Here is a 12,136-nt window from a genome sequence, read left to right on the forward strand (position 1 = left end):
CTTGACCCGGCAATCCATCCTGTTCGTCAAACGTCGGCATCATCATGGGTCCGCTGCGCGGACGATGGATGCGGGGGCCTTCGCCGCGACGAAGGGGCTTCGGCCCCGCAGGCGGGTCGAGCCCGCGTATGACGGCGATTGTTGGTAACAGCTTCAAACAGCCACACCTCCGCAGCCTCGCGGCGCATCCGCGCCCGAGTTGTGCCCGGAGGGCCGCCCTCAAAGTGAGGGGCGGCGGCGCGCCGCAAGACGCGGCGTTGGTTTGTGTCGCGATCCGGCCTTCGCCCGCGCGAGCGGCGAAGATCGCGAACCGCGCGTCGCCTTGCGGCGCGCCACCCCGGCGATTATGGGCGAGGGGACCGTTCTTCCGGGGACGTGGCCGGAGCGCCTCGGCGCTCCATCCCGGCGGTTTCCCGCCGTTCGCCTGTCCCGCGTCCAGCCGACGATAGCGGCAGAGCCCCGTAGTGGGCCCGGACGGGAACCCCAAGCCTCCGGGAGCGAGGGTGCGAACCCCGCGCGCGGACGCCGTATCCCGCTCCGCCTCGCAAGCGCCCTCGAGAAGCGCCCCTCGCGAACGAGACGAGTAGGAATATAAGCCCTTTCGATGGGTTTGTCAACCCGGTCTTACCTGCGTTTTTGCCAATTCCGGAGACCGATCTAGACAGTCATTGCAGAGCGCCTCCGGGGAAGGCGGTTCGTGAGAACACTTGAGCTCAGTAGGCAATGCGTTCACCGAGAGCGACGATGGGAAATTAGTGCACGCTCCTATCGACGTAGGGTCTCTCAAATTGGTGTTCTGGAAAGCGGGGCCGAGGAAACTCAAAATTGCACTTCTTTGGATCGGAGCCTAAAGGAAGAATACAAGATTTATCAGTTCATGGATTCGTTTATGATCGAGAATTTAGAAACTAAAGATACCGGCACTCGTTTCACTCAAGTTGAATTCAGCCGATTCAAGGCATTTAAGAAGTTCAAACTGTCGCTGCGACAGTTCAATATATTGGTTGGTCCAAACAATGCGGGAAAATCAACTATACTAATTGGATTCAGGATACTCGCGGCTGCCATGAGGCGCGCCGGGAGAAGAAAGTCTGAGCCGATCAGAGGACCGGAAGGCATGGTTCATGGCTATCCGGTCGATCTCACCGCAATCTCGATCGCCGAAGAGAACATCTTTTTCAATTATGACGACGCTTCTCCAGCGACCGTCCGCTTCAAACTTTCCAACGGAAATGAGTTGTTGCTCTACTTTCCAGAGCAGGGCTCGTGCTTCTTGATTGCTGATGCCAACGGTCGGACCATGCATACTCCATCGACGTTCAAATCGAGGTTCAATTGTGCTGTGGGTTTCGTCCCAATTCTAGGGCCCTTGGAACACAATGAGGCGTACGTTAAGGAGGACACCGCACGGATTTCTTTGTTCAACTATAGAGCCTCCCGCAATTTTCGGAATATTTGGTACCATTTCCCTGAGAAATTCGATGAGTTCAGAGACTATTTGAAGCGGACTTGGCCTGGAATGGATGTTGAGCGGCCAATTGCAGAGACGACACCTGAGGGTACTCGCCTGTACATGTTTTGTCCGGAAGATCGTATTCCACGTGAGATTTTTTGGGCTGGGTTCGGTTTTCAAGTCTGGTGTCAGATGTTGACCCACATCATCCAGAGAACTAATACCGCGTTATTTTTAATCGATGAGCCGGATATTTATCTCCATTCAGATTTGCAGCGACAGCTCTTAGGTCTGTTGAGAGATATGGGGCCAGACATCATTCTCGCGACACACTCGACTGAGATCATCGCGGAGGCGGAACCGGACGATATAGTTCTAGTCGACAAGAGGCGTTCTTCGGCGAAGCGAATTAAGCGGCCGGCCGAACTTGGCGATGTCTTTTCCGCACTTGGTTCAAATTTGAATCCGACGCTGACGCAGTTGGCGAAGACGCGTAAAGTTGTATTCGTTGAGGGGCAAGATTTTCAAATCATCTCGAAGTTTGCAATCAAGCTTGGTCACTCTGGCGTCGGGAACCGATCTAGTTTCGCGGTTGTGCCGGTTGGAGGGTTCAATCCAGAGCGAATGCGGAATTTGCTGTTGGGGATGAGGTTGACGCTTGGTAGCAAGATTGTAGCAGCAGCTATTTTGGATCGCGACTACCGAAGTGGCAAGGAATGTCAATGGATACTTGCGGAGTGCGAGAAATTCTGTGAGCTAGTTACTATTCACGGCTGCAAAGAAATTGAGAATTTTCTTCTTGTTCCTGATCCTATTGATAGAGCTTCCAGAAGAAGGGTTGCTGACCGAGCTACGCGGTCAGGAAAGCCCTCCACAGCGCCTTTCGAGCCGTTTGCTAGAGGGGTCTTGGAGGTATTCAGCTCGGATAGTAAGATTGAAATCCAGGGGCAATATCTGTCTGCGAGGCGCAAATTCGAAAGAGGTGGTGGTTCACCTATGGATGAGTCGACCTTCAACCAGGAAGTCTTGCGAGAATTCGAAGCTATTTGGGCGGCAGAAGCCTCTAGGAGAGCGGTTGTTCCTGGGAAAGAGGCGCTTGCTACTATCAATAGGGCCCTTCAAGATAAGCATGGGGTCAACGTAACACCAACCTCAATCATTGAATCAATGAAATCTGACGAGGTCCCCGAAGAGATGGTTTCGCTGCTTTTGAAGCTCAGCAGCTTCGCCGACTCGGTAATCCCGGAGGGCTGACGTATTGTCGTGCGTCTGCTCTATATCGATCGAAGTTCTGGTGATCCCGTTCAGGGCGGTGAGCTGCGAAGCAGGTGGTGGTTCTTCATTCGACGTTTTCGCGTTTCAGAGCTGGTTCAAATCGTTGGCGTCTAATGCGTCGCTCCGCCAAACTTTCCGCCGAATCGAACCGCACTCTATCCGCGCCCGCGTGCAGGGATCATCCGGCGCGAGCGACGGAGATTGAAATGCCTGGACTTGCCAAGCCTCTCCACACTTTTCCCGTGATCGTTGCCCTCATTGCGGCGCTCGCGGTGCTTGCGGCTCCGCAGCCGCGTGCCCACGCCCAGGGCCTGGTGCAGGGCGTCGAGCAGGGCGCGCGCGCCGGCAACAAGGCGGCGGGGCCGGTCGGCGGGGTGCTGGGCGGCGCGATCGGCGGCGTCGTGGGCGTGGTCGGCGGGGTGCTGACGGGGGTCACCGGCGGCAACACCGCGCGCGGGCCGGTCGGGGCGAAGCAGCAATCCGGGGAGCCGCAGAAATCCGCCAGGCAGACGCGCAAGGAGGCGCGAGAGGCCAAGGCGGCCAAGGCCAAGGCGGCCGCGCCGGCGGAGCTCACCGCCGAGCAGATCGTCGCCAGCTCCGACGCCAATATCGAGCGCATCAAGAGCGAGCTGAAGCTGACGCCGGAGCAGGAGAAGCACTGGGGCCAGTTCTCCAGCGCGATGCACTATCTCGGCCAGCACGGCGCCGAACGGCTGACCCTGCGCAAGGCGCGCGCGCAGCGCGATCCGCCGGACGACATCGTCGAGCAGATGCGCAACGAGGCGCAATTCCTGTACGACCGCGGTGCCGACCAGCGCGCCGTCGCCGACGCCGCCGAGCCGCTGTTCGCGACGCTCGACGACAAGCAGAAAGCGATCTTCGTCACAGAAATGGTGCGGCTCAGCACCGAGCGCGGGCTCGACTGAGCCGGCGCGCCTGCCCAATCCCGCAGCGTTTTATGTGACCTCGTGCAATTTCAGGACATTTCCATGCCCCCGGCGTGACACAAAAGTCACGACGAGGGGCAAACGCGAACGCTGCGCGCAAAAAATGATACCGCTGGCCGAACGTTGCCCGCAAAATCCCGACCAATTGAATTGAAGATCGAGCAATCGGTTTCGAGACTATTTGATTTCGGGGTGCAGTGTGACGTTTCGAGAAATCATGTTGGGCTCGCTTGCGGCGATCGGGTTCGCCGTGTCGGGGGCTGTGGCGCAGCAGAGCGGGCCGGTTCCGGTCTCCGCAACGCAGCCGGACTACGACGCGCTGTTCACGCAGATGTATCAGCAGCCGGCCGATCTCGATGTCAGCTTCAAGTTCGCGCGTGCGGCGGTCGAACGCGGTGACTACGAGGCGGCGATCGGCGCGCTGGAGCGGATGCTGTTCTTCAATCCCGATCTGCCGCGGGTCAAGCTCGAACTCGGCGTGTTGTATTTCAAGCTCGCGTCCTACGAGATCGCGCGCGGTTATCTGCTCGACGCGATCAAGGGCGGCAACGTGCCCGGCGACATCCGCGCCCAGGTGATGGCCTATCTCGCCGAGCTCGATCGCCGGCTGGCGAAATACGAATACAGCGTGTTCCTGCACGCCGGCATGCGCTATCAGACCAACGCCAATATCGGCCCGAACGGCTTGCAGGTGCGCGCGCTCGGTCAGGAGGCGATCCTCGATCCGCGCTACGGCCGCAAGCCGGACTGGAGCACGTTCCAGACCGTCGCGGCGAGCTACGCCTACAAGCTCAATCTGCGCGGCGACGCGATCGAGACGACGTTCCTGGGCCTGAATTCGCGGCAGATGACGCTGAGCCAGTTCAACCTCGGACTGGTCGAGATCACCGCCGGCCACCGCGTCGGCCTCGGTCAGAATTCGTCGTTCAAGTATTACGGCATCGGCGACAAGGTCTGGCTCGGCAATTACAGCTACTTCAACGCGCTGGGCGGCGGCCTGTCGGCGCGCACGCAGCTCGGCGGCCTCGGCATGGTCGAGGGCTATGTCGAGACGCGGCATCGCCGCTTCAGCGATTCGACCTATTTCCCGACCGCCGGCAGCCAGACCGGCGACCTGCTGACGGCGGCGGTGCTGACCGACTTCCGCTGGGGCGGGGTGCACTGGACCACGCGCGCCGGCTTCGACGGCAACAAGGCGATCGCCGACTACAACAGCTACAAGCGCTATTCGATCGACGTCGCGCTGCCGATCGAATTCGTCGCGACGGTGTTCGGCGCGCAGCGCGCCTTCGTTTTCGCGCCGACGGCGGGCTTCAGCCAGGCCAATTATGAAGCACCGAATTTCATCGTCGATCCGGTGGTGGTGCGGCGCGACCAGGAATATCGCTACGGCGCGATCTTCGATGCGCAACTCATCGACAATATCGGGCTGCGAACCCAGGTGACCTACACCAAGATCGACTCCAATCTGCCCAATTACCGCACCAACAATCTGTCGGCCTCGATCGGCCCGACGCTGCGCTTCTGAGGAGACCGGCGATGCGACGGGTTTTTCGACGGCGGATCGGGCAGGGGACGATGGCGGCGCTCACGGTGGCGTTGCTCGGCGGCAGCGCGCTCGCGCAGGAAGTCGGCAAGGCGTCGGCGGTCAATCCCAACGCCACCGCCAACATGCGCACCATCACCATCGGCGCGTCGATCACCCACAAGGAGCGGATCCGGACCACCAATGCGGGCTCGGTGCAACTGCTGTTCATCGACAAGACGTCGATGACGATCGGCCCCAACAGCGATCTGACGATCGACGAATACGTCTATGATCCGAATGCCGGCAGCGGCAAGCTCGCGGCGACGCTCGGCAAGGGCGCGCTGCGCTTCGTCGGCGGCCAGATCAGCCACACCGGCGACGCCGAGATCAAGACCGCGTCGGCGACCGTCGGCATCCGCGGCGGCGTGGCGCTGATCGGCACCAATCACGTCTATGCCGGCTATGGCTCATCGACGGTCCGCTCCGGCGGATCGACCGTGACGCTCGGGGCCGGCGAATACACCGCGCTGCAGAGCGGCCAGCCGCCGTCGCCGCCCGGTCCGCCGCCGCCGAATTTCGTGCTGAACCAGATCCAGATGTTCCAGAGCGGCGGCGGCCAGTCCGGCGGCGTCGCGCGCGGTGCGGCGTCCCAGGGCAACGTCCAGCGCGCCTCGAACCGCGCCACCGGCACGCCGGGCGGCTCGGTCGTGGGCTCGCTGACGCCAGCGCCGCCGCCGGCGGCGATCCCGCCGATCAACCAGGCGGCATCGACGCTGAATCAGTCGGTGCAGAATTCGACGCAGAATGTGGCGGCCCAGCAGACCGCGCGCGAAATCCCGCACGAGGTGGTCGATCCGCGGCCGTCGCTGACGCTGTCGGGCTTCCTCGGCGGGCTGATGCACACCGTGCTGACAGGCAACAACAGCTACTCCTCGTCCGGGTCGACCGGCACCATGACTGGCACGTCGACCGTCGCGCTGGACGCCAATGGCAACCGGGTTCAGGCGAACTTCTCAGGCGAGGTGACGCCCGGCCCGAACACCGCCTATCTGCCTTCGACCTTCGACTATCAGTTCGGCTCGGTGGGCACCGATTCCGAGGGGCAGGGCGCCTATGGCGACTACAACAATTTCGGCGCCGGGCCCGGGCTCGACGCCAACGGCCAGCCGGTGTCGAAGATCAACAGTCTGCCGATCACCAACCAGGCCGGCGCGATGATCGCGCTCAATCGCAGCGAGGCTTCGCTGCAGGGCCAGTACAACACCGGCAATGCGACGCCGTGCCAATGCGACTACACGCGCTGGGGATTCTGGGGCAGCACCAGCACCCAATACTCCTACATCGATACGGCGATCGGTTTCTGGGTCGCGGGCCGGCCGACCACCGCCGGCGAAGTGCCGCTTACCGGACAGGCGACCTATGCCGGCCATGTCGTCGCGGCGATTGAAAACCAGGGCAGTGAGTATTTCGCCTCCGGAAATTTCAGCAACACGGTGAATTTCGGCAACCGCACCGGCGCCGTCACCGTCACCGGGCTGGACAACACCAACTATGCGGGCCAGGTGCAGTTCATGCAGGATCCGCGGAATTTCGCGGGCTCGCTCGCCGGCGATGCGGGCGCGCGGCAGATGGCGCTGACCGGCAGCTTCTTCCGCGGCGTGGCCGGGCCGGCCAGCGAGATGGGCGGCAGCGTGTCGATCACCGGCACCAACTATCTGGGCGGCGGCATCTTCGCCGCGCAGGTCAAGTAAGCGCGTCGCCGGTCACGCGCCGCCGGGTCAGAAGCGATGCGCCGGCGGGCTGGCATGATTGGACACGGCCGCAGCCTTTTGCGGGGCGAGGCCGGTGCTCGGCGGCACGTAGCGCGCCGTTGCGGTTGCCTGGGCGTTGGTCGCGGGATCGAGCAGATCGATCGAGACTTTCAACTCTTCGTCGGCGGGGGTGACCGCAAGGATCTTCGCGGGGCGATCGCCGATCACGCGCCGCGCGGCGACGCTGGAAGCGGCGGCGCGGCCCGCAGCCGTCTGATGATCGCTGGACGCCAAAGCATGCACGCCGGCGATCGCCGCCTCGTCGGCGATCTGCTGCAACGGCGGATCGCCGTTCGCCCTCGTCGTGCCGCCGTAGATCGTGACCGCGGCGAGCGGCAGCGCCAGCAATGCCAGCAGCGGCCCGACCCGCCGGACGTCCGATTTTATCCGCGCCATCGCCTTGTTCCTTCGCCTTGGCCGCCCGGCCGTGCATGCGCACGGCGGGCCGGCGGTGAAAGCAGTGGCCAGACCGGGCAGATGTTCCTAACATCGCGGCGTTCATCGCCGCGGGCCGGGTGCATCAGGTCCGCCATCGAACCGACAACGTTCGGCCCCATGCGCCAGTTCCATCGCCAAGATCGTTCGCTACGCGGGTGGCTGCCAGGCGGTTCTCGCTACGGCACCTCGGCCGGGTGCATGCCGTGCGCCGGCTGAACCGCGCTACGCATCCGATCCTCAATCGCGCCGCGCTTGTCTGGGCGAGGCTGCGGCGGCTGTCGCGCGGCAAGTCGGTGCGCGCCGTGGCGGCGGCGCTGGTGACGCTGATCGCGCTGACGGCTCTGCGGACTTACGATCCGCGGCTGGTGCACGAGACCAAGGAGCGCGCCTTCGACGCCTATCAGCGGCTGTCGCCCCGGGCAGATGCCGATCTGCCGGTGCGCATCGTCGATATCGACGAGACCTCGCTCGCCGCCTTCGGGCAATGGCCGTGGCCGCGCACCCGGCTCGCCGCGCTGACCAAGCGGCTGGGCGACCTCGGCGCCGGCGTGGTCGCCTACGACATCGTCTTCTCGGAGCCGGACCGCACCACGCCGGCCCGCCTCGCCAGCGAGCTCGGCGACGCCGATCTGCCGGACCGCGATCTCACCGTGGCGCTGCTGAAGAGCCTGCCGGATCACGATGCGAGCTTCGCCCAGGCGATGCAGAAGACGCCGACCGTGCTCGGCTTCGCCGCGATCCGATCGGCCAACGCCACGCGGCCTTCGGTGAAGGCGGGCCTCGCCGCGGTCGGCGTGACGCCAGCCGCCGTGCTGCCGCCGTTCCGGGGCGCGGTCTCTAATCTTCCGCTGCTCGACGAGGCCGCCGCCGGAATCGGCGCGATCAATCTATCGGCGCGCGACCGGTCCGGCGTGGTCCGCCGGCTGCCGATGCTGATGTCCGACGGCGCGCGCGTCTATCCGAGCCTGGCGATCGAGGCGCTGCGCGTGGTGCAGAACCAGAAGGGCATCGTGGTGCGCGGCACCGGCGCCAGCGGCGACGCCGACACCGGCCGCGCCGCGCTGCTCGACATGCGGGTCGGCCAGTTCAAGCTGCCGCTGACGCATGACGGCGAGGCCTGGGTGTATTTCAACCGCGACCGCCCCGACCGCTACGTGTCGGTCAAAGACGTGCTCGACCCGGCCCGGGAGGCCGAGATGCGCGAGAGGCTCGAGGGCATGATCGTGCTGGTCGGCACCTCCGCCGCCGGCCTTCTGGATGCGCGGGCGACGCCGCTCGGGCAGGTGGTGCCGGGCGTCGCGATCCAGGCGCAGATGATCGAGCAGATCATCGCGCAGGATTTCATCGAGCGGCCGGACTGGGCCGACGGCTTCGAGATCGTGCTGACGCTGCTGCTCGGCTCTCTGGTCGCGGCGTTGCTGCTGATCGCCGGCGCGCGGTTCTCGCTGATCGCCTGCGGCGTGGTGTTTCTCGGCGCGATCGGCGGATCGTGGATCGCGTTCTCGCAGTTCCGGCTGCTGATCGATCCGGTGTATCCGTCGCTGGCGACGCTGCTGACCTATGTGGCGGTCGAGCGCGTGCTGCACATGGCCTCCGACCGCGAGAAGAGATTCGCGCGTCAGGCGTTCGGGCAGTATCTCGCGCCCGAGCTGCTGGCCAAGCTCGAACAGGCACCCGACGCGATGCGGCTCGGCGGCGAGACCCGCGACCTCAGCGTGATGTTCATGGACGTCCGCGGCTTCACGCCGATTTCGGAGACGCTGAGCGCCACCGAGCTGGTCGACTTCATCAACACGCTGCTGGCGCCGCTGTCGGACGCGATCCAGGACGAGTTCGGCACCATCGACAAATACATCGGCGACTCGATCATGGCGTTCTGGAACGCGCCGGTCGACGTGCCGGACCACGCCGCGCGCGCCTGCCGCGCCGCGCTGAAGATGCGCGCCGTCGTCGATCAGCTCAACGACAGCGATGCGTTCGGCTTCGCGGCGCGCGGCGTCGCCGATCCGGTGGTGCGGATCGGGGTCGGCATCAACACCGGCGCGGCCTGCGTCGGCAATATGGGCTCGGCCAAGCGGTTCAACTATTCGGCGATGGGCGACGTGGTCAACGTCGCGGCGCGGATCGAAAGCGCGTCGAAGAGCTTCGGCACCGACCTGTTAGTCTCCGAGGACGTCGCCCGCGCCGCGCCCGGCATCGCGCTGCTCGAGGCCGGCGAGATCATGCTGAAGGGCAAATCGAAGCCGACCCGGCTCTATGCGCTCGCCGGCGACGAGGCCTTCGCCGCGACGGCGGAATTCGCCGAGCTGAAGCGGCGGCACAGGCTGTTGCTGGAGGCGCTGGCTGCAGCCGACGCGGGAGGCGCAGCCGACGCACTCGCGGCCTGCCGCAGCGCCGCGCCTTTGGCGCTGGCGGGGCTGTACGATCACTTCGCGGAACGCGTGGGGGTGATCGGCGGGGTGCAGAAGCAAGGTGTCGGATAGGCGCGGTGCTCACAACACCGAAACGGCCGCGGGCCGCGGCTCGTGGGCGCCGGGATCGGCGCAGGGCAGGGTGAAGCGGAACATCGTGCCGCCGGCGGGGGCGGGCTCGGCGGTGATCGAGCCGCCATGGGCCTGGATGATGGTCTGCGAGATCGACAGGCCGATCCCCATGCCTTCGGGCTTGGTGGTCTCGAACGGCTGGAACATCCGGTCGGCGATCTGCGGATCGAGACCCGGGCCTGAATCGGCGACCACCACCTCGATCATGCCGTCCTCGACCGCCCGGCTGGTGATGGAGAGCATCCGTTCCGGCAGTTCGTGCATCGCTTCGAAGGCGTTGCGGATCAGGTTTAGGAAGACCTGCTGCACCTGCACCTTGTCGACCAGAACGCGATCCACCGCGGGATCGAGGATCAGCGCGACGTCGACCGGCCGGTCGCGCGTGACCACGGAGGCGAGCGACAGCGCGTCCTCGGCGATCACGCGCAGGCTCTCGACCGTCTTGTCGGTCTCGCCGCGGCCGACGAATTCGCGCAGGCGCTGGATCACCGCGCCGGCGCGCAGCGTCTGCTGCGCGGCCTTGTCGAGCGCGGCACCGATCTTCGCCTTGTCGGGATGGCTGCTGGCCTCGACCAGCCGGCGTGAGCCCTGCACGTAGTTGGTGATCGCGCCGAGCGGCTGGTTGAGTTCGTGCGCCAGCGCGCTCGACATCTCGCCCATGGTACTGAGCCGCGCCACCCGCATCAGTTCGGCCTGCAGGCTCTGCAGCCGCTGGTCGGCGTCCCGCTGGCGCGCCGCGGCGCGCTGGTGCTCGAGCAGAAACGCCGCGATCGCGGCGCTGGCGACGGCGAGGATCAGCAGGCAGGCGGTGATCAGCGCCGCCGCGAGGCTCTCGTGATCGTGCCGCGACATGCGCTCCGTAAGCAGGGCCTGTTCGACGCGGGTCAGGGCGGTCAGGCTGGCCTCGACGCGTTCGGTCAGCCGGTCGGTGCGGGCCTGTTCGAGGATGTCGAGCGCCTCGCGCACACGCTCCGGCCCCAGTTCGATGACCCGCCCGAGCTGGGCCGTGCGCATGTCGATCAACTGGCGGAGATCATCGACCTGGGCGACGTGCTCGGGGTTGTCGGTGACGATCGAGCGCAGGCTGTCGAGCCGCGAGGCGAGTGCGTCGCGGGTATGGTTGTAGCTCTCGCGATAGCTGTCGATGCCGGTGAGCAGATAGCCGCGCTCGTTGGTTTCGGCTTCCAGCACCGCGCGCTGAATGCCGGAAATCGACAGCAGCGCGTCGTTGGTGTGCTGCACCCAGGAGAAGCTCTCGCGCAGCCGCATCAGATTCAGGATCAGCGCACCGGCGATGACGATGAACAGCAGCAGGGTGACGCCGAGAAGCCAGGGCGCGAGCGTTGAAGTTGAGAATGGTTTGCGGGTCATCGGCACTGTTGTGAGCTGGGCTGGCCACCCTAGAGCGCGCGCGCGCCGAGCTCAATTGGAACCAGTGTGGTGAAAGTCGCCCGCGCCGGAAGCGGGAGGTTATCCCGCTCGGATCGCATTCGCAGCGGCGAAAGCGACGCGTTCGCAGTGATCCGTGGTGCTATAGCGGCTTGCTGAGCGTGAAGGCGCCGCGCATTTCCCCCGGCTTGAAGCCGGTGGCCTGATCGTCAGGGTAGAGTGCGCGGATCTTCGCGGCGACGTCCGGCTTGATGGCGCTGCCGTGGCAGCCGAGGCAGAGTTCGCCGGTCGGGATCGCCTGAACGTAGCGGAAGCTGCGTCGGCCGTCGTGCTCGACGATCTCGGCGTGGTGGAGCGAGGCGACCGGCTCGCCGGCGGCGATGCGGCCGACGAAATCCGACATTGCCTTGCGCTCGAAATCGTCCGGTGCCGACGCCGGATTGCGCGGCTTCAGGCTGGTCCGGGAAATCTGCCATCCGCCGCTCTGGCGCGACGCTTGCGCGGCAATGCCAGGCGCTTCCTTGTTGCAGAACGCCACCGCCTCGACCGGCCCCGAACTCTCGATCGAACCCTTGAGCGCGCCGAGCAGCGACCCGCCGAAGTCCTTGATCAAGGCTTGCGCCTCCGCCTCGAGCGCCAGCTTGTCCTCGCCCCGCTCGCGCAACACAAGCGCCGTTACCACCACAGCCGCGGCGACGACGATCGCGAGAAAAATCCTGGTCGGCATGGCGGGCCCGCGATGATTGAGACGA

General features: G+C 64.8%; 8 protein-coding genes. 5 read left to right on the forward strand and 3 right to left on the reverse strand.

What is annotated here, in order from left to right:
* Window positions 1-889: 889 nt before the first annotated feature.
* The 4 genes from ACTZWT_RS14080 to ACTZWT_RS14095 all read left to right on the forward strand — a co-directional run bounded on the left by ACTZWT_RS14080 (window position 890) and on the right by ACTZWT_RS14095 (window position 6,954).
* Window positions 890-2,707 carry an ATP-dependent nuclease gene (locus tag ACTZWT_RS14080; protein ID WP_444770310.1) on the forward strand — a complete coding sequence of 606 codons (1,818 nt, stop codon included), beginning with the start codon at window positions 890-892 and terminating at the stop codon, window positions 2,705-2,707.
* Window positions 2,708-2,934: 227 nt separating this feature from the next.
* A complete protein-coding gene (locus tag ACTZWT_RS14085) occupies window positions 2,935-3,654 on the forward strand; it encodes a Spy/CpxP family protein refolding chaperone (protein ID WP_444770311.1) in 720 nt (239 codons plus the stop codon).
* A gap of 238 nt (window positions 3,655-3,892) precedes the next feature.
* Window positions 3,893-5,203, forward strand: coding sequence for a tetratricopeptide repeat protein (locus ACTZWT_RS14090; RefSeq protein WP_444770312.1), 1,311 nt, complete (start codon window positions 3,893-3,895; stop codon window positions 5,201-5,203).
* 11 nt (window positions 5,204-5,214) lie between these two features.
* Window positions 5,215-6,954, forward strand: coding sequence for a FecR domain-containing protein (locus ACTZWT_RS14095; protein ID WP_444770313.1), 1,740 nt, complete (start codon window positions 5,215-5,217; stop codon window positions 6,952-6,954).
* Between the two features lie 27 nt (window positions 6,955-6,981).
* Here the strand turns inward: ACTZWT_RS14095 and ACTZWT_RS14100 are convergent, their stop codons facing one another.
* Window positions 6,982-7,410, reverse strand: coding sequence for a hypothetical protein (locus ACTZWT_RS14100; RefSeq protein WP_444770314.1), 429 nt, complete (start codon window positions 7,408-7,410; stop codon window positions 6,982-6,984).
* Between the two features lie 245 nt (window positions 7,411-7,655).
* Between ACTZWT_RS14100 and ACTZWT_RS14105 the strand changes: the two genes are divergently transcribed.
* Entirely contained in the window at window positions 7,656-9,935 is a 2,280-nt protein-coding gene (locus ACTZWT_RS14105) for a CHASE2 domain-containing protein (protein WP_444770315.1), read from the forward strand.
* Between the two features lie 9 nt (window positions 9,936-9,944).
* Here the strand turns inward: ACTZWT_RS14105 and ACTZWT_RS14110 are convergent, their stop codons facing one another.
* Both ACTZWT_RS14110 and ACTZWT_RS14115 read right to left on the reverse strand, forming a co-directional pair.
* Entirely contained in the window at window positions 9,945-11,366 is a 1,422-nt protein-coding gene (locus ACTZWT_RS14110; protein ID WP_444770316.1) for a sensor histidine kinase, read from the reverse strand.
* Window positions 11,367-11,526: 160 nt separating this feature from the next.
* Window positions 11,527-12,111, reverse strand: coding sequence for a Tll0287-like domain-containing protein (locus ACTZWT_RS14115; RefSeq protein ID WP_444770317.1), 585 nt, complete (start codon window positions 12,109-12,111; stop codon window positions 11,527-11,529).
* Between the last annotated feature and the right edge of the window lie 25 nt (window positions 12,112-12,136).

The sequence above is a fragment of the Rhodopseudomonas sp. NSM genome, assembly GCF_052445935.1.
Classification (GTDB): Bacteria; Pseudomonadota; Alphaproteobacteria; order Rhizobiales; family Xanthobacteraceae; genus Rhodopseudomonas.